The 17,191-nt window shown below is 69.5% G+C and carries 17 protein-coding genes; 12 read left to right on the forward strand and 5 right to left on the reverse strand.

The window, feature by feature from the left end:
• The first annotated feature begins 156 nt into the window (after positions 1 to 156).
• From alr to tsaD, 6 genes are read left to right on the forward strand one after another with little or no spacing between them, the layout of a single operon-like run.
• Positions 157 to 1,377, forward strand: a complete 1,221-nt coding sequence (alr, locus tag NNI01S_RS18465; RefSeq protein ID WP_084488962.1) for an alanine racemase — start codon at positions 157 to 159, stop codon at positions 1,375 to 1,377.
• Entirely contained in the window at positions 1,374 to 2,459 is a 1,086-nt protein-coding gene (locus NNI01S_RS18470; RefSeq protein WP_063021423.1) for an alpha/beta fold hydrolase, read from the forward strand. Before alr ends, NNI01S_RS18470 begins: the two co-directional genes overlap by 4 nt.
• The gene (gene tsaE, locus NNI01S_RS18475; protein WP_063021363.1) at positions 2,452 to 2,907 is read left to right on the forward strand and encodes a tRNA (adenosine(37)-N6)-threonylcarbamoyltransferase complex ATPase subunit type 1 TsaE; all 456 of its coding nucleotides are present in this window, start codon (positions 2,452 to 2,454) and stop codon (positions 2,905 to 2,907) included. Before NNI01S_RS18470 ends, tsaE begins: the two co-directional genes overlap by 8 nt.
• Positions 2,908 to 2,962: 55 nt before the next feature.
• The gene (tsaB, locus tag NNI01S_RS18480; RefSeq protein ID WP_063021364.1) at positions 2,963 to 3,679 is read left to right on the forward strand and encodes a tRNA (adenosine(37)-N6)-threonylcarbamoyltransferase complex dimerization subunit type 1 TsaB; all 717 of its coding nucleotides are present in this window, start codon (positions 2,963 to 2,965) and stop codon (positions 3,677 to 3,679) included.
• Positions 3,676 to 4,188, forward strand: coding sequence for a ribosomal protein S18-alanine N-acetyltransferase (rimI, locus tag NNI01S_RS18485; protein WP_084488964.1), 513 nt, complete (start codon positions 3,676 to 3,678; stop codon positions 4,186 to 4,188). The genes tsaB and rimI overlap by 4 nt, the downstream gene beginning before the upstream one ends.
• On the forward strand, positions 4,185 to 5,228 hold the full coding sequence (tsaD, locus tag NNI01S_RS18490) for a tRNA (adenosine(37)-N6)-threonylcarbamoyltransferase complex transferase subunit TsaD (RefSeq protein ID WP_063021365.1): 1,044 nt from the start codon (positions 4,185 to 4,187) through the stop codon (positions 5,226 to 5,228). Before rimI ends, tsaD begins: the two co-directional genes overlap by 4 nt.
• Positions 5,229 to 5,304: 76 nt before the next feature.
• Here the strand turns inward: tsaD and NNI01S_RS18495 are convergent, their stop codons facing one another.
• Entirely contained in the window at positions 5,305 to 6,843 is a 1,539-nt protein-coding gene (locus NNI01S_RS18495; RefSeq protein WP_063021366.1) for a DUF7159 family protein, read from the reverse strand.
• Positions 6,844 to 7,428: 585 nt separating this feature from the next.
• Here NNI01S_RS18495 and groES point away from each other — a divergent pair.
• The gene (gene groES, locus NNI01S_RS18500; RefSeq protein WP_028479292.1) at positions 7,429 to 7,731 is read left to right on the forward strand and encodes a co-chaperone GroES; all 303 of its coding nucleotides are present in this window, start codon (positions 7,429 to 7,431) and stop codon (positions 7,729 to 7,731) included.
• A 223-nt stretch (positions 7,732 to 7,954) separates the two neighbouring features.
• Positions 7,955 to 9,565, forward strand: coding sequence for a chaperonin GroEL (gene groL, locus NNI01S_RS18505; RefSeq protein WP_063021367.1), 1,611 nt, complete (start codon positions 7,955 to 7,957; stop codon positions 9,563 to 9,565).
• Positions 9,566 to 9,782: 217 nt separating this feature from the next.
• Here groL and NNI01S_RS18510 read toward each other — a convergent pair whose 3' ends face one another.
• From NNI01S_RS18510 to NNI01S_RS18520, 3 genes are all read right to left on the reverse strand, one after another.
• Positions 9,783 to 10,034: an RskA family anti-sigma factor gene (locus NNI01S_RS18510; RefSeq protein ID WP_063021368.1), complete on the reverse strand. Its 252-nt coding sequence runs from the start codon at positions 10,032 to 10,034 to the stop codon at positions 9,783 to 9,785.
• 1 nt (position 10,035) lies between these two features.
• Positions 10,036 to 10,611, reverse strand: coding sequence for a sigma-70 family RNA polymerase sigma factor (locus NNI01S_RS18515; protein WP_063021369.1), 576 nt, complete (start codon positions 10,609 to 10,611; stop codon positions 10,036 to 10,038).
• A gap of 431 nt (positions 10,612 to 11,042) precedes the next feature.
• Positions 11,043 to 11,336, reverse strand: a complete 294-nt coding sequence (locus NNI01S_RS18520) for a WhiB family transcriptional regulator (RefSeq protein ID WP_063021425.1) — start codon at positions 11,334 to 11,336, stop codon at positions 11,043 to 11,045.
• A gap of 625 nt (positions 11,337 to 11,961) precedes the next feature.
• Here NNI01S_RS18520 and NNI01S_RS18525 point away from each other — a divergent pair.
• From NNI01S_RS18525 to NNI01S_RS18535, 3 genes are all read left to right on the forward strand, one after another.
• Positions 11,962 to 12,846, forward strand: a complete 885-nt coding sequence (locus NNI01S_RS18525; RefSeq protein ID WP_063021370.1) for a hypothetical protein — start codon at positions 11,962 to 11,964, stop codon at positions 12,844 to 12,846.
• Positions 12,847 to 12,976: 130 nt separating this feature from the next.
• The gene (locus tag NNI01S_RS18530) at positions 12,977 to 13,555 is read left to right on the forward strand and encodes a sigma-70 family RNA polymerase sigma factor (RefSeq protein WP_039795737.1); all 579 of its coding nucleotides are present in this window, start codon (positions 12,977 to 12,979) and stop codon (positions 13,553 to 13,555) included.
• Complete coding sequence (locus tag NNI01S_RS18535; RefSeq protein WP_063021371.1) at positions 13,548 to 14,732, forward strand: anti-sigma-D factor RsdA; 1,185 nt, start codon at positions 13,548 to 13,550, stop codon at positions 14,730 to 14,732. The genes NNI01S_RS18530 and NNI01S_RS18535 overlap by 8 nt, the downstream gene beginning before the upstream one ends.
• A gap of 227 nt (positions 14,733 to 14,959) precedes the next feature.
• Here NNI01S_RS18535 and NNI01S_RS18540 read toward each other — a convergent pair whose 3' ends face one another.
• Positions 14,960 to 15,373 carry a DUF5319 domain-containing protein gene (locus tag NNI01S_RS18540; RefSeq protein ID WP_039795739.1) on the reverse strand — a complete coding sequence of 138 codons (414 nt, stop codon included), beginning with the start codon at positions 15,371 to 15,373 and terminating at the stop codon, positions 14,960 to 14,962.
• 224 nt (positions 15,374 to 15,597) lie between these two features.
• Here NNI01S_RS18540 and guaB point away from each other — a divergent pair, with 224 nt between their 5' ends.
• Positions 15,598 to 17,142 carry an IMP dehydrogenase gene (gene guaB / locus NNI01S_RS18545; protein ID WP_084488966.1) on the forward strand — a complete coding sequence of 515 codons (1,545 nt, stop codon included), beginning with the start codon at positions 15,598 to 15,600 and terminating at the stop codon, positions 17,140 to 17,142.
• Positions 17,143 to 17,191: the final 49 nt, after the last annotated feature.

Consider the following 17,191-nt stretch of genomic DNA (forward strand, 5'->3'; position numbering starts at 1 on the left):
TGGCCGCCGCAAGGTGCCGGGCGCCACCGGCGTCGGCGTAATCGGCGCCGGTCGTGGCGCTCGGCACACCGGGCCCGATCCCAACCGATTGGAGCCGGAACCGGGCGCGCCAATAGACTCGACCGGAAATAACGCACCGACCGATTTCGAGAGCACATGGGTAACTCGCCGGATACGCCCACCATCCAGGCGGCACCGAACACAGGACCTGAACGCGAATCCAGCGCGGCCGACGGGTGCGGCCCGAGCAGGCGGAGAGGCGGCACAGCGCAAGTGGAAACGGTCATCGACCTGGACGCCATCGCGCACAACGTGCGGGTCCTGCGGGAACACGCGGGCGACGCGGCGGTGATGGCGGTAGTGAAGGCCGACGGCTACAACCACGGCGCGGTCGAGGTGAGCCGGGCCGCCCTCGCGGCGGGCGCGGCGGAACTGGGCGTCACGACCGTGAGCGAGGCCGTCCAGCTGCGCGCGGCCGGGATCACCGCGCCGATCCTGTGCTGGCTGCACAACACGGACACCGACTTCGCGGCCGCGGTGGCCGCCGACGTCGAAATCGGGATCTCCTCGCCGGCCCATCTGCGCGCGGTCGAGGCCGCGGTCCGGGGCACCGGCCGTCCGGCGACAGTCACGCTGAAGGTGGACACCGGCCTCAACCGCAACGGCGTGTCGCCGAGTGACTACCCGCGAGTCCTGACGGCGCTGCGCGCTCTGGTGGACGAGCAGGCGGTGCGCTTCCGGGCGATCTTCTCCCATCTCGCGCACGCCGACGAACCCGAGCACCCCAACAACGACGTGCAACGCGCCCGATTCCTGGACGCGATCGCCACGGCGAAGGAGCACGGCCTGGAGCCGGAGCTGGTGCACATCGCCAACTCCGCCGCCACCCTGACCCGCCCCGACCTGGCCTTCGACCTGGTCCGGCCGGGCATCGCGATGTACGGGCTGTCCCCGATCCCGGACGACGATTTCGGCCTGCGGCCCGCGATGACGTTCCAGGCCCGGGTCGCCCTGGTCAAACGCGTGGCCGCAGGCGAGGGCGTCTCCTACGGGCATCAGTGGATCGCGCCGAACGACACGACCGTCGCGCTGATCCCGGCGGGTTACGCGGATGGCGTGTTCCGCCCCTTGAGCGGACGATTCGACGTCTGGCTCGGCGGGGCGCTGCGCAGGAATGTGGGGCGGGTGTGCATGGACCAATTCGTCGTCGACCTCGGTGCCAACGCGGCGGGCGTCCAGGAAGGCGACACCGCGATTCTCTTCGGTGCGCGACCGCACGCCCAGGACTGGGCGGACCTGCTGGGCACCATTCACTACGAAGTGGTGTGTTCGCCGCGCGGCCGGGTCACCCGGCGCTATACCGGTGGCGACCGGTGAGCCGCTTCCGGGTGAGCCCGCTGCGCGACGGGCTCGCAACGATCGGTGTCGTCGGTGCGCTGGCGGGCGCCCATGCCCTGCGTCGCGCGGGTGCGCGCGTGCTGTGGCCCGCCCGGGGCGACGACTACCGCGACGAGAATTTCGCGCTGATCGATGCCGACCGGGCGGGGACGGTGCTGGCCGACGACGGCGTGCCCTTGGCCACGCGAACCTGCGGCCCCGACGACGCACCGGTGACCGTGATCTTCGTGCACGGTTTCTGCAACAGCATGGCGTCGTTCCATTTTCAGCGGCGTGACCTGGAAAAGCTGTGGGGCCCACAGGTTCGCATGGTGCTGTTCGACCTGCGCGGGCACGGCCGTTCGGGCGTGCCGAGCGCGGCCGGCTGTACCGTCGCGCAGCTCGGCCGCGACCTCGCCGCGGTACTGAACGCCACCGCCCCGGCCGGACCGGTGGTACTGGTGGGGCATTCGCTGGGCGGGATGGCGATCCTGGCCGCGGCCGCGCGCTATCCGGACCTGTTCGCCGCCAGAGTGATCGGGATCGCACTGCTGTCCACCGCGGCCGCAGAGGTCGCCTCGGCCGGTGTCGGGCAGCTCTTGCGCAATCCCGCGATCGACGGCTTCCGGCTGGCGGTGTACACCGCGCCCGCCCTGGTGCAGGCGGGCCGCGTCACCGCGCGGCAAGTGATCGCGCCGATCCTGCACGTCAGCTCGTTTCACGGCCCCGTCAGTCCGACCCTGTCGCGCTTCACGACACTGATGATCGACCAGACGCCGGTGGAGACCATCGTGAAGTTCCTCCAGGCCATCGAGCTGCACGACGAGTCGGCGGCCTTGCCCGCGCTGGCGGACACACCGGTGCTGGTGCTCGGCGGCGGGCACGACCTGGTGATCCCGTTCCGCAATTCGCGGGCGCTGGCCGCCGCCCTGCCGGGCAGCGAACTCATCCGGCTGGAGGGAGCCGCGCACATGCCGCACATGCAGTACCCGGACATCGTCAACGCCGCGCTGGATCGACTGCTCGTGCGCGCGGGCGCGATCGATCCGTCGGCAGACGCCTCGGAGGCAGCCCGTGGCTGATCCGGGGCATCGGGTGTTGCCGACCGTCGCCGACACCGAGGCGCTCGGCCGCGAGCTGGCGACGAATCTGCGCGCCGGGGATCTTGTGGTGCTGGACGGTCCGCTGGGCGCGGGCAAGACCGCGCTCACCCGTGGCATCGCCGCGGGACTCGGCGTGCAGGGGCGGGTCAGCTCGCCCACCTTCATCATCGCTCGCCAGCACCGCGCCGGGCAGCGCGAGGGCGGCGGCCCCGCGGTGCCCATGGTGCACGTGGACGCCTACCGGCTCGGCGGCGACCTGGACGAGCTGGACGCGCTGGATCTGGACACCGACCTGCATCAGGCGGTGGTCGTGGTGGAGTGGGGCCGCGGCGTGGTGGAGCACCTCGCGGAGCGGCACCTGCGCGTGGTGCTGTCGCGCGAGCCGGATTCGGATGTGCGCACCGCGATCTGGGAATGGGTGGGTTAGCTCTCAGGTAGCTCTGCGTCGGCGCCGCCTACCACCCGGTATCGTTGGCCCAATCATGCTTGTACTAGCCGTCGACACCGCGACACCCGCCGTCACAGCGGGACTGGTGGACCTGGAGCAGGGCGCCGGCGCGGCGAGTCCCGTCCGGGTACGCACTGTCGCCTCCCGGGTGCGGGTCGACCCCCGCGCGCACGCCGAGGTGCTCACTCCGCAGATCCTCGAATGCCTCACCGAGGCAGGTCGTTCCAGGACCGACATCGACGCGATCGTGGTCGGCGTCGGCCCGGGCCCGTTCACCGGCCTGCGCGTCGGCATGGCCACCGCGGCCGCCTTCGGTGACGCGCTCGGTATCCCGGTGTACGGCGCGTGCAGCCTCGACGCGATCGCCGCCGACGCGGCCGTCGACCCGGCGGTGCCGCCCCCGGTCGAGTTGTCGCCCGAAGCCGAGCTGCTCGTGGTGACCGACGCGCGGCGGCGCGAGGTGTACTGGGCGCGGTATCGGGCGGGCGCCCGCGTGGCGGGACCAGAGGTGTGCAAGCCCTCGGACCTCGACGCAGGCCAGGCAACGGCGATCGCCGGATCCGCTTCGCACGTCGACTTCTTCGATCTTCCGGTTCTGCCCGCCGAGACGCCATCGCCCGCGGGCCTGGTGCGCGTCGCCGCCGAGTGCCTGCTGTCGCGCAGCGTGCCGGAGCCGCTGGTTCCGCTGTACTTGCGCAGGCCGGACGCGGTCGAGAACGCCTACCGCCGACTCGACCGGATGGGAGCATGAGGACCGTGGCGATCCGGATCGCGCCCATGGTGGCCGCCGACATCACGCGCTGCGTGGAACTGGAGCAGCTGCTGTTCCCGGAGGACGACCCATGGGCCGCCGTGGCATTCCAATCCGAGCTGGCCGGTCGGCACAACCGCTACATCACCGCACACGACGACGACGGGCGAATGGTGGGCTACGCGGGAATCGCCCTGCTTGGTGACGCCGAACACCCCGAAGCGGAAGTGCACACCATCGGCGTCGACCCGGGCCGTCATCGCGCGGGCGTCGGCACCCTCCTGCTGGAGGCGCTGCTCGCCGAGGCGGACCGGCGCGGTGGACCGGTGTTCCTCGAGGTCCGCACCGACAACGCCCCGGCGATCGCGCTGTACGCCAAGCACGGCTTCCACATCATCGGATTGCGCAAGAACTACTACCACCCCAGCGGCGCGGACGCGTACACGATGCGCAGGCCCGCGCTGACCAGCGAGGACCGGTGGCGCACGCCGGACGAGGTGCTGTCGTGATCATCATGGGCATCGAAAGCTCCTGCGACGAGACCGGAGTCGGCATCGTCCGCAGGAATCCGGACGGCACCTGTGAGCTGCTCGCCGACGAGGTCGCCTCCAGCGTCGAACAGCACGCGCGCTTCGGCGGCGTCGTCCCCGAGATCGCCTCGCGCGCGCATCTCGAGGCGATCGTGCCCGCCATGCGCCGCGCGCTGTCGGCCGCGGGCATCGCGAAACCGGACGCGCTGGCGGTGACCATCGGACCCGGCCTGGCCGGAGCGCTGCTGGTCGGTGTCGCCGCGGCGAAAGCCTATGCGGCGGCGTGGGATGTACCGTTCTACGCGCTGAATCATCTCGGCGGGCACGTCGCGGTGGACACCCTGGAACACGGACCGATGCCGCCGTGCGTCGCATTGCTGGTATCCGGCGGCCATACTCACCTGCTGCACGTCACGGATCTGTCCGAGCCGATCGTCGAACTGGGCAGCACCGTCGACGACGCGGCGGGCGAGGCGTTCGACAAGGTGGCACGTCTGCTCGGGTTGGGGTTCCCCGGCGGTCCCGCGCTGGATGCCGCCGCGGGGACCGGTGATCCGCGCGCCATCGCCTTCCCCCGCGGCATGACCGGTCCGCGCGACCCGCGTTACGACTTCTCCTTCTCGGGCCTCAAGACGGCGGTGGCCCGCTACGTGGAGGCGGCCCAGCGCGACGGCGTCGCGGCGGAGGATCTGCCCATCCCCGATATCGCCGCCTCGTTCCAGGAATCCGTCGCCGATGTGCTCACCATGAAGGCGGTTCGCGCGGCTCAGGACGTCGGCGTCGGCACGCTGGTGCTCGGAGGCGGCGCGACGGCCAACTCGCGGATCCGCTCGATGGCCGAGGAGCGTTGCGCGGCGGCCGGTTTGACCCTTCGGGTGCCCAAGCCCCGGCTGTGCACGGACAACGGAGTGATGATCGCCGCGCTCGGCGCCCATGTCATCGCGGGTGGCGCGGCTCCCTCGCCGTTGACGGTCGCCACCGACCCCGGACTGCCGGTGTCGGTCAGCATGGTCCGCTGACCGGCTCGGATCGGGGAACGGCAGAGCGCGAACCAGCGATTTCCGGTGCGATCACGTAGAACAGCGTGCGGCCGGATCAGTTCGGCGCGAGCAGCCCCGGATGCGACGCGGACCCCGAATTCCCCCGCATCGGCAGCGGCAGGATCGCTCCCGCGGGAACCTGAGTGGGCGCGGGACTCGTGCCGGGCGCCGTGGCGCTGGGCGCCGCGGACGGCGATGACCGGTTCGACTGCGGCTCGGGCGAACCGCCCAATGTCGCATTCGGGTTCCCGAACATCGGACCGAACAGCTCGGGGAACGGGATCGGCGGAAGGTTGGGGTCCGGGCGCAGCGTGGGCTGCGTGGGCGTGATCACCTGCGTGCCCGCCGGCCAGCCGGTCGTGCTGTGCGGGCCGTGTTCCGTTGTCGTCTGCGCGCCGCCGGTGCTCTCCGCCGTGCGACCGTTCGGTGTGGTGGCCGCCGGGGTCGGGGGCGGTGCGGAGGTCGGGATCGGCAGCTGGGACGCGCTGCTCGTCGTCCCGGCAGGGGAGACCTCGTCGTCCGAGGTGGGCGCGAACGTCTTGACCCCGTATCCGACGATCAGCCCGACCACCACGATCGCACCGGCGAGGGTGCCGAACACCTTGGTGACCGTCCCCGCGGGCGCGTCGCCGCCGAGCGCGCCCACCGGGAAGACCGAGGGTTGCACGGAATCGGCCACCAGCGCCGCGCCTTTCGCGGTCACCGCCTCGGGGTCAGGCACGGTGAACACCGGCATGTCCAGCGCGGCGGTGAGCGTGTCGAGCACCGCGGGGATGTTGGCCCCGCCGCCGATGACCGCGACCGCCTGCGGTTGCCGCGGCGCTCGGGCGAACGCTGCGGTGACGAATCGCGCCAGGTCGCGCAGCAGGTCGGCGATCAACTCTTCGAAATCGGCCCTGGTCAGTTTCAGCGGACGGCCGGCGACGTGGTCGATGGTGACCGCGGGCGCGATGGACAGATGCTCCTTCGCCGCGCGGCCGCGGTTGGTGAGCATGCCCCGGTTCGGGCGGGTGCCGCGCCGGGCGAAGTGCATGTCCACCAGATGGTGGTAGATCAGCTCGTCGATCGCGTTGCCGCTGACGGTCGCGGTGCGATCGGATCGGAGCAGGGAGCCGTCGGCCCGGTCGGCGACGGTGACACTGAGCCCGGAGGCGCCGAGGTCGATGATGGCGACCGTCTCGTAGCGGTCCAGCAGACCGGTGTGGCGCAGGTAGGTCAGCGCGGCGGTGCCCTCCGGAATCAGCCGCAGCTCACGCTGTTTGCCGGTGGCCGAGCGGATGATCTGCGCCTGCTCCTTGGTGCGGTAGGCGACCGCGACGCTGGTGGGCGGATGTCCGGTGATCGGCTCGAAGTCGCGTGGCCCGCCCGCGAACCGCCCGCCGGCCGGGCGGATGATCTCGCGCGGGTGCTGCGTGGTGGGCAGCTGGGTGGTCATCAGCTCGATCGAGGAGGCCACCAGGTCACCGAGATCGGAGTGGGCCGCGTCGGCCGAGACGACGCGATAGTCGAAGCTCTGCATGCCGTTCGGCGCGGTGGAGACCAACGCCGAGCACACGACCTCGGCCCCGGCCGAGATGCCGAGGGACGTTCGCATGTTCACCTCCCTTCGAGCGGATGGTCATGGTGTCGCCGACCATCTCGAATGGACTGCCGGACCGCCGTGTGGATGACGCGCGACCCGGACCGGGAAACGAACCGGCCCCTCGTCCGGGTGGGTCGCGGGGACCGGCCATGGATCACGTGTGTTTGCTCTCTGGTGAAGCTGGTGGTGCAACGATCGTGCTGCGGCGCTGCGAGTTTCGGCGACGCTGTGGTACCCCTCCGCCGCCGCGCCGCCGCCCGATGAGCGACGAACCCGGCAGCCGGACCGCAGCCGTCGTCAATAGTGTCACAATCCGTTATCCGAACGTTACTGTTTTCCCGAACTTATCGCCAAGCCCGGAGCGTCGCCGGGCGCGCCGCGCAAAGTTGGCACCGCCCAGCCTTGAGCGCTGGCACTCTCATGTATAGAGTGCTAGTCGGCACTGTGTGTAGTGCTTGTGCCAGCAGCTTGACCACTGGGCAGGGGTCCCGGCACCCGCGACGACGGGGCTATGCGCAGGGTCAGCATCGTGACCAACCGACGAGTTCGGAACAACGGTTCCGGACGACCGAATCCCCTGAAAGTGGAGGGCTCAACGTGGCGAGCGTGAACATCAAGCCGCTCGAGGACAAGATCCTCGTCCAGGCCAACGAGGCCGAGACGACGACGGCCTCCGGCCTGGTCATCCCCGACACGGCGAAGGAAAAGCCGCAAGAGGGCACCGTTGTCGCCGTCGGTCCCGGCCGGTGGGACGACGAGGGCGAGAAGCGCATCCCGCTGGATGTCCAGGAGGGTGACACCGTCATCTACAGCAAGTACGGCGGCACCGAGATCAAGTACCAGGGCGAGGAATACCTCATCCTGTCGGCGCGCGACGTGCTGGCCGTCGTCACCAAGTAGCCGATCGGGCACGCATGCGTTCCGCCCCGGTGTCTCGTGACCCGGGGCGGAACGCGTTCGGCGCCGATTCCGGCACTGAATCACGCGGTGCGAGCGACGGGCCCGTAGGCGGCAGCCTGTAACCAAGAAGGGCCCCGGGAGCACCGCTCATCGGACAGAGCGGTGCGAGCGACGGGCCGGTGGGCGGTCCGGAGCGCCGCAATCCACTACAGGAGCGAATTCCATGGCAAAGCAGATCGAGTTCGACGAGAAGGCTCGCCGGGCTCTGGAACGCGGCGTCGACAAGCTCGCCGACGCGGTGAAGGTCACTCTCGGCCCGCGCGGACGGCACGTCGTGCTGGCGAAGTCCTTCGGCGGTCCGACCGTCACCAACGACGGTGTGACCATCGCGCGCGACATCGAGCTCGAGGACCCGTTCGAGAACCTCGGCGCGCAGCTGGTCAAGAGCGTCGCCACGAAGACCAACGATGTCGCGGGCGACGGCACAACCACCGCCACCGTGCTGGCCCAGGCGCTGGTCCGCGCCGGGCTGAAGAACGTTGCCGCGGGCGCCAATCCGATCGCGGTGGGCTCCGGCATCGCCAAGGCCGCCGACGCGGTCTCCGAGGCGCTGCTCGCGCTGGCCACCCCGGTCTCCGGTGAGCAGGCCATCGCGCAGGTCGCGACGGTGTCCTCGCGCGACGAGGAGATCGGCGAGATGGTCGGCAAAGCGCTGACCACCGTCGGCAAGGACGGCGTGGTCACCGTCGAGGAGTCCTCGACGCTGCAGACCGAGCTCGTCGTCACCGAGGGCGTGCAGTTCGACAAGGGTTACCTGTCGCCGTACTTCGTCACCGATCCCGACAGCCAGCAGGCCGTCCTGGAGGACGTATTCGTCCTGCTGCACCGCGAGAAGATCAGCTCGCTGCCGGACTTCCTGCCGCTGCTGGAGAAGATCGCCGAGAGCGGCAAGCCCGTCCTGATCATCGCCGAGGACGTGGAGGGCGAGGCCCTGTCCACCTTGGTGGTCAACGCGATCCGCAAGACGATCAAGGCCGTCGCGGTCAAGGCGCCGTTCTTCGGCGACCGCCGCAAGGCGTTCCTCGATGACCTGGCCGTGGTCACCGGCGGCACCGTGGTGAACCCCGACCTGGGCATCACCCTGCGCGAGGCGGGCCTGGACGCGCTCGGCAAGGCGCGGCGCGTCGTCGTCACCAAGGACGACACCACGATCATCGACGGCGACGGTTCCGCGGCGGACGTGGAGGCGCGCGTCGCGCAGCTGCGCCGCGAGATCGAGTCCACCGATTCGGACTGGGACCGCGAGAAGCTGGAAGAACGGCTGGCCAAGCTGGCCGGCGGTGTCGCGGTGATCCGGGTCGGCGCGGCCACCGAGACCGCGCTCAAGGAGCGCAAGTACCGCGTCGAGGACGCGGTGAGCGCCGCCAAGGCCGCCGTGGAAGAGGGCATCGTCCCCGGCGGCGGCACCGCGCTGGTGCAGGCTGCGGGCAAGCTCGTCGAGCTGCGCGACTCGCTGTCCGGTGACGAAGCCGTCGGCGTCGAGGTGGTCCGCACCGCGCTGCAGGCGCCGCTGTACTGGATCGCCACCAACGCGGGCCTGGACGGCGCGGTGGTGGTCAGCAAGGTGGCCGAAGGCAAGGACGGCTTCAACGCCGCCACCCTCACCTACGGCGACCTGCTCACCGACGGCGTCGTCGACCCGGTGAAGGTGACCCGGTCGGCCGTCGTCAACGCGGCGTCGGTCGCGCGCATGGTGCTCACCACCGAGAGCGCCGTGGTCGACAAGCCCGCCGAGGAGCAGAACGAGCACGGCCACCACGGCCACGCGCACTGAGCCGGGCGTCGGGCAACACCACCGGCAAGGCCCCCGAACCGTATGGTTCGGGGGCCTTGCCCGTTACGGTGGCAAGCCGCAGCCATTATTGCCGGTCAGGCCGAGGAGGATCCGAACTCGACATGCCTGCTGTCGCTGGTCCGGAAGGGGGCGCGGGCCGATCCGGGCCGTTCGGCCCGAACACGCTGAGCGGGAAAGCCTGGCGGGAATGCCGGATTCAGCTGGCGACCGGCGGCTGTTCGGCGGCGATGGCCGCGAGTAGACGAGCACGCAGCGACGGCGGCGGAGTGGCCGCCGTGGCTGCGGCGAGCGCGGAGAGCGCTTCTTTCGTGTCTCTGACTTCCTCGATGAACTCCGCGCGTAGCACGGGGTCCTCGCTGTCGAGCAGTTCCAGCACTTCCTGATGGTCTTCGTCGTCGATCGATCCGAGCGCGACGGTGTGCGCGAGATCGATCTGGCGTTCGTTCATCTCACGTCACCCCCAAACTTTTCTTCAGTCGTGTCAATCCGTCCCGAATCCGGGACTTAACCGTAGGTAACCCTACGTCGAGGTAGGTGGCTACCTCCGCATAGGTGCGCCCACCGTAGTAGGCGAGCGAGATGGCTTCACGCTGGGTTTCGGTGAGGGTCGCGAGACCGGCCAGGACGGCCTGTTGTTCGAACCTGCGCTCGACCTCTTCGGTGACCTCGTCGAATTCGTTGCCGAGCACCCGGATGCCGTACGCGACCTCGCGCTGGGTGTGGGCTTGCTCGGCGCGGACCCGATCGACGGCACGCCGGTGGGCGAGCGTCATCAACCAGGTGACCGCGGAACCCTTCGCCGGGTCGAAAGCCGAGGCCATCCGCCAGATCTGCAGATAGACCTCTTGCGTGGTCTCCTCCGCGTAGCCCGGATCGTGCAGGACGCGCAACACGAGACCGAAGACGCGCGCGCACGTCCGGTCGTACAGTTCGGCGAATGCTTCCTGGTCGGCTCGGCCGCATCGAAGCAAAAGCGCGGCGAGCTCGATACTTTCGGCTGCGCGTGCCGTAACCGCAGAATCCACCGTGGGTGGGAAGGCTTCTCTTCGGAACGAGTCGCCCTCTGCGGCCGACGGCCGCGTTGTCACAACGCTCCATTCTGTGTCATCGGTCACTACCGTAGCGCGCCGCTATGACCTCCCTTCCGCTGGGGTGGCCGCGAGTCCGTCACACCTCGGCGCCGCGTGGCGAAAGGCGTCGAGACGACCGACATCTCGGAGGGAACACGCCGTGACACGCCGGGCGCTATCGCATGTGCCGTGGAAACGGCGGACGCCCGGTTTGCGGCCTTCACTCGGCGGCCGGCCGATCGAGGGTGACGATCGGAACCCACGCGCCGACCTCGGCGAGGAACCGATCACCGTGTCGCGTGAGCGGCCCGGCCGAAGCGTGTTGCAGTGGCCCGTTGTTTGCTAGGAATTCGACGCCCGGTGGCGTGCGGATGGGAGAGATTGATTCAGACGGCCATGCGGCGGCGGTTGCGGCGCGCGTGCATCTCGCGCTCGGTCTCCGACATCCCGCCCCAGATGCCATAGGGTTCGCTGACTTTCAGCGCGTGGGCGCGGCACTGCATGAGCACCGGGCAGCTGCGGCAGATCTCTTTGGCGCGCATCTCGCGCGCAGTGCGGGCTCGGCCACGTTCGCCATCGGGGTGGAAGAACACCGCGGAATCCTGCCCGCGGCACGATCCTCGCATCTGCCAATCCCAGACATCGGCGTTGGGTCCCGGGAGGTGGGTCGGCATGGGCATGGTGAACTCCTCGTGGTGCGAGCTCGTCAGCATTGTCGAGCAGTTGTTCTGCAACAGTTGTGGGCCACGACGCCGGTCGGCGGGGGTGCCCGGGGGGCTCGCCCTTCGCGGTCGCTGCAATTTCGCGCGGCGCCGTCTGTGGCGATGAGCTACGTTAGGTCCAGCCGCGAAATTCCGTCAATAGTTCGGCGCAGCACTTTTCCAAATCTCGCGCTGCGAAATTTAACCTCCGAACTGTTTACTTTTCGCGTCGGTTCCGGCGATACTGTTCGGTTGGCCGGAGGTCCGTGGCTTCCGCACGGGCTGGGCTTGTTCGAGTTTCCGCAGGTAGAAGCGATTCTGGGCCGCACTTCCGCGGTGACGCCGACGTCGCGCGCACGACCGTGGCCGTCGCGGGACCCGACGGCGTTCCCGGTGCATGGTTCCGAAGATGGCGGAAACGGGGCGGGCAGGTTAATTACGCGAAACGCGCATGAATTCCCGGCGCGGCCGCTCGGGGATTGCCGGGCCTAGATTTACCTAATGGAAACATCGGCTCGGCGGCGGAAAACCGAGTGGTTGCCGGTCTGCCGTGGATCACCTTTCGTCGTCCCGGCCCGTGCGCCGCACAGGATAGAGTGCGCCCGTGTTCGCGCCCGCTCCGCTCGGAGATCCTCACGTCGCGGTCCTCGCCGAGGCCGCCTTCGGCGCCGATCCGGGTCGTGCCGCCGCCGATCTGCCGTCCACCTCGGACGCGCTCGCCGGGTGGTATCGAGCGGTGGTCCTCGGCGGCCAGGGCCGTTATGCCGCGGCGCGGGCCGAATTGCGAAGGGTATGCAATCACAGCTCCGACCCCGTCCTCCTCTCACTGGCGGGAAGTACGGAGGGTTCTTTTCTGCGCCAGCTCGGCTGGCACGAGCGTGCGGCCGCATTCGACGGCCGGGCCGCCGCCCTGATCCTCGATGCCGAGGCCGAGACAGAAGCCGCCGCGGGCGGTTCTGCGGAGAACGCGGGGGGTTACCGTCCCAGCCGCGCCGACGCGATCTGCGACGCCCTCACCGGACTCGCCGCCGATGCGCTCGGGACCGGGCGGTTGGCGCTGGCCGACCGGCTGCTACGGCGCAGCGCCGCGGCGGCTCGGCAATACGGGGCCGGCTGGCGCCCCGCGATCCGCCTGGGCTGGGTGTCCGCGGAAACCGCCTTGGCGGCAGGGCATTTCGAGTCGGCGGCCGAGCACGCGGCGGAGGCGCTGGAACTCGCCGAGCGATCCCCGTCGCTGCGGCACCAGGTCAAGTCCCGCCTGCTGGTCGCCGCGGCCGACGTGGCGCGCGGCGCGCCCGGGACATCCGGCGTGTCGGCCGAGGAGGTCGCCGAGCAGTGTCGCGAGTACGGCCTGCTCCCGTTGCGCTGGGCCTGTGCCATGCTCCGCGCCGGATCGGGGGCGGAGCGCGCCGCGGTGGAGGCGGCGGAGTGCGCCGCCGCCATCGTTCGCGCCGGGGGCGCGTTGCGCCCGCTGGGTGGCCGGCAGTGATCACGGAGTGCACCGTGTTGCCCAGCTTCGGCCAACGGGTCGCTATTGTTAGATCCGTTCCGCCCCTTCGGTGGAAGCACTGGTCGTCACCGGACCGTGCCACTTTGTAACGCCAGGAATATCTCTGACGATGACGCACACGGGCGAAGAGTTGGACCTCGCCGTCGCTGCCGCTGCGCAGGGCGACAGATCCGCTTTAGCTCAGGTACTGGAGATGATCCGCCCGCTGGTGGTGCGCTACTGCCGCGCGCGGATCGGAGCCGCGGAGCGTGGGCAGCTCTCCGCGGACGACGTTGCGCAGGAGGTTTGCCTGGCTGTGATGACAGCCTTGCCCAGGTATCAAGACCAGGGCAGGCCCTTCATGGCCTTCGTTTACGGAATCGCTTCGCACAAGGTCGCCGACGCGCATCGCAACGCCGCCCGTAACAAGGCGGAGGCGATGGCCGAAGTACCAGATGTCATATCCACCGACCAGGGACCGGAACAACGAGCTCTCGAATCCGAGACGAGCAGACAGATGAATCGTCTGCTCGCGACGCTTCCCGAGAAGCATCGAGAGATCTTGATCCTGCGCTTGGTCATGGGTTTGTCAGCGGAAGAAACCGCAGTCGCCGTGGGCAGTACGGCGGGTGCGGTACGGGTCGCCCAACACAGGGCACTCGCGAAACTCAAGTCACAAGTGGCGAGGGCAGGTGAAATGTATGGCTAGGGATGGCGAGCGCGGTCGGGGTGACTGGAAGGCGCGGCTTGGATCGCGAAACAGCGGTCCCTACGCCGAGGCGTCCGGTGACACCGGCCCGGTCGACATCGCCGCGGTACGCCGCGACGATGCTCTGATCGATGCCATCGCCAGCGATGGTCCGGTGCACACCGACAGCGCCGAGGAGTATCAGCTCGCGACGTTGCTCGCGGATTGGCGAGCGGAATTGATCGCGCCTCCGATGCCGGCCGAACCGGACCTGGATGCGATCGTGGCCGCGGTGAACCAGGAGATCGGCGCGCGGCAGGTTCGCATCGGAGCGCACAACGGCGGGCGACTGAGGCTGGTCCGCCCGATCATGGGCGCCGCGGCCGCGCTGGCCCTGGTCATCGGCGGCATGACGGCGTTCTCGTACAACGCGGAGCCGGGCGATCCGCTGTGGCGGGTCAAGGAGGTCGTGTTCAGCGAACAGGCCCAGACCACGGTGGTGCAGCGTGCGGGCGACGATCTGAACGAGGCGTCGACACTGGTCACGCAGAACCCGGAGCAGGCCAAGGTGCGCCTGGAGCGCGCCAAGGAGAACGCCGCGCAGGTCAGCGATCCGGACAAGCGCGCCGACCTGATGGCCGAGTGGGAGCGGTTGCTCGCGGAGCTGCGCAAGGTGGACCGCGGACTGGCCGACCAGCTCGAGGCGACGGTGCCCAAGACCACCGATCCGCGCGCCACCCCGGGCACCAGTGCGACCACGAAGCCCAATTCGTCGACCGGTGGGTCCTCGACGATCGTGCAGCAGCCGGGTGCGTCGACCAAGCCGTCGACCACGGTCGATGCCACTGCTCCGAACGGGGGCGGAACACCGAGCGATGGCGGAACCCCGAACGGCGGAACTTCGAACGGCGGTGCGCCGACCACAGTGCCGCCGGTGACCACGGCCCCGCCGGCGACCACCCAGCCGCCGGCGACCGTGGAACCGACGGCTCCGCAGGAGCCACCGGTCACGGAGGTCAAGCCGCCGCCCACAGGCGGACCCACGGGAGACACCGGTAATCCGACGGCGCCGCAGCAGCAGCCACCCACCGCTCCGACGCAGGGCAACACCGGGACCAACAGCAACAACAATCAGCCCCCTACCTTCAGCGTGCCGGTCATCCCCAATCCGGGCTCGTTCGTGCCACCCGGTCGCTGACAGAAGAAGTACCGGATACGGCAAGAACCGATCGCCAGCCAGGCGGTCGGCTTTTTGTCTTTGTGGAGCCGGTCTTCCCGGCGAGAACTGTCGGACCGGGATTCGTCGGCGCGCTCAGGAGCGCCGCCATTCGCTTGTCGAAGTGATCTGTGTGCGTCGAAAATCACAGTGGCAAGCGTCGAGTCGCGCGCCTCGCGAGGCCCGCGTGCGTCTCGGTCGGACCGGTTTCAGCCGTCGAATCCGTCGAACCCGTCGCCGTGGAAGGCCTCGTTCATCGAGGCGTCGGCGTACCCCCGGCAGTAGTCCCAGGTGACGTACGCTTCCGGCGTCGGGTCGTAGGCGGGCTCGTGCGGGCGGACCGTGCCGTCGACCAGCAGCTGCAGCAAGTTGGCGCGCAACATGTCCCAGTCGTGGTAGTGGTCCTGCCTGCAGTCTTCGCAGCTGACCACGAGCCCGCGGATACCGCGGTGGGCCAGCAGCGCCTCGTACACCGCGAGGTCGGCGAGATCCTCCTCGACCGCAAGGCGCTCGTGGGGATCCAGCGGTTCACCGGGCTCGATGGCGTCGAGCGCGGCGGACGGGTCGGAGGGGTCTCCGGCGAACGGATCCGGCGGCAAGCCAGGTGGTAGATGGTCACGCACATCCCCACGGTACGCAGAACAGGGTGGTCTGCGCCAGCTATGCGGCCTGCCAGTTTCGGTGGTGGGCTCACTTCGTCGGCGAGTTCACCGGACAGATACCATGGAGCACAGGCTACGGCGGGTCCCGACCGCACCGCCGCCGCACCCAGTCCATCCCATCAGCCGTCACGGCGCCGGTTACCCCGGCGCCGGTCGCTATCGACGTCCAGGAGGGGTCGATCCGAATGAGTAATCCCGTACCGGGCGAACGAATCGCAGTCCGCCCTCCTACGGGTGGCGACGATCCGAACAAGATCGCCATGCTCGGCCTCACATTCGACGATGTGCTGTTGCTGCCTGCCGCCTCGGATCTCATCCCCAGCTCTGTGGAGACCTCCAGCCGGCTGACGCGGGAGATCCGCCTGCGCACCCCGCTGGTCAGTTCGGCCATGGACACGGTGACCGAGGCGCGGATGGCGATCGCCATGGCCCGCTCGGGCGGTATGGGCGTGTTGCATCGCAACCTCTCGGCCGCCGACCAGGCTTCCCAGGTGGAGACGGTCAAGCGGTCCGAGGCGGGCATGGTCACCGACCCGGTGACCTGCCGTCCGACCGACACCCTCGCCGAAGTCGACGCCATGTGCGCCAGGTTCCGCATCTCCGGTCTCCCGGTGGTGGATGAGACCGGTGCGCTTGTGGGCATCATCACCAACCGCGATATGCGGTTCGAGGTGGACCAGAACCGCCGCGTCGCCGATGTGATGACCAAGGCTCCGCTGATCACCGCGCAGGAGGGCGTGACCGCCGAGGCCGCGCTCGGGTTGCTGCGCAGGCACAAGGTGGAGAAGCTGCCGATCGTCGACGGCAACGGCCGCTTGCGCGGCCTGATCACCGTCAAGGACTTCGTCAAGACCGATCAGTACCCGAACGCCACCAAGGACCGGGACGGCCGGCTGCTGGTCGGCGCCGCGGTCGGCGTCGGCGCGGACGCCTGGTCGCGTGCCATGACGCTGGCCGACGCGGGTGTCGACGTGCTCGTGGTGGACACCGCGCACGGTCATCAGGCGCAGGTGCTGCAGATGGTGACCAAGGTCAAGTCCGAAGTCGGCGACCGCATCCAGGTGGTCGGCGGCAACGTGGCCACCCGCCAGGGCGCGGCCGCCCTGGTCGAAGCGGGCGCGGACGCGGTCAAGGTGGGCGTCGGTCCCGGGTCCATCTGCACCACCCGCGTCGTGGCGGGCGTCGGCGCACCGCAGATCACCGCGATCCTGGAGGCGGTCGCCGCGTGCAAGCCCGCGGGCGTGCCGGTGATCGCCGACGGCGGCATCCAATACTCCGGTGATGTCGCCAAGGCCATCGCCGCGGGCGCCTCGACGGTGATGCTCGGCTCGCTGCTCGCGGGCACCGCGGAGTCGCCGGGCGAGTTGATCCTGGTCGGCGGCAAGCAGTTCAAGAGCTACCGCGGGATGGGTTCGCTGGGCGCCATGCAGGGCCGCGGCCAGGCGAAGTCGTTCTCCAAGGACCGCTACTTCCAGGACGACGTGCTGGCCGAGGACAAGCTGGTGCCCGAGGGCATCGAGGGCAGGGTGCCGTTCCGCGGCCCGGTCAACCAGGTGATCCACCAGTTGGTCGGCGGCCTGCGCGCCGCCATGGGCTACACCGGTTCGCAGTCGATCGCGCATCTGCAGGAAGCGCAGTTCGTGCAGATCACCGCGGCGGGCCTGAAGGAGAGCCATCCGCACGACATCACCATGACTGTCGAGGCCCCTAACTACACCGGACGGGCTTAGCCCCACTAGGTTCGTGTACAGGACCAACCGGTCCGTGCATGATGGAGCT

This window comes from Nocardia niwae NBRC 108934 = DSM 45340 (assembly GCF_001613465.1).
In the GTDB taxonomy this organism is placed as follows: Bacteria; Actinomycetota; Actinomycetes; order Mycobacteriales; family Mycobacteriaceae; genus Nocardia; species Nocardia niwae.

Bases quoted from the DNA above. Each gene is read 5' to 3' on its own strand.
- guaB (WP_084488966.1), top strand. From the start codon at position 15,598: ATGAGTAATCCCGTACCGGGCGAACGAATCGCAGTCCGCCCTCCTACG.
- tsaB (WP_063021364.1), top strand. From the start codon at position 2,963: ATGCTTGTACTAGCCGTCGACACCGCGACACCCGCCGTCACAGCGGGA.
- NNI01S_RS18530 (WP_039795737.1), top strand. From the start codon at position 12,977: ATGACGCACACGGGCGAAGAGTTGGACCTCGCCGTCGCTGCCGCTGCG.
- NNI01S_RS18510 (WP_063021368.1), bottom strand. From the start codon at position 10,034: ATGAACGAACGCCAGATCGATCTCGCGCACACCGTCGCGCTCGGATCG.
- alr (WP_084488962.1), top strand. From the start codon at position 157: ATGGGTAACTCGCCGGATACGCCCACCATCCAGGCGGCACCGAACACA.
- NNI01S_RS18535 (WP_063021371.1), top strand. From the start codon at position 13,548: ATGGCTAGGGATGGCGAGCGCGGTCGGGGTGACTGGAAGGCGCGGCTT.
- groL (WP_063021367.1), top strand. From the start codon at position 7,955: ATGGCAAAGCAGATCGAGTTCGACGAGAAGGCTCGCCGGGCTCTGGAA.
- NNI01S_RS18520 (WP_063021425.1), bottom strand. From the start codon at position 11,336: ATGCCCATGCCGACCCACCTCCCGGGACCCAACGCCGATGTCTGGGAT.
- rimI (WP_084488964.1), top strand. From the start codon at position 3,676: ATGAGGACCGTGGCGATCCGGATCGCGCCCATGGTGGCCGCCGACATC.
- NNI01S_RS18495 (WP_063021366.1), bottom strand. From the start codon at position 6,843: ATGCGAACGTCCCTCGGCATCTCGGCCGGGGCCGAGGTCGTGTGCTCG.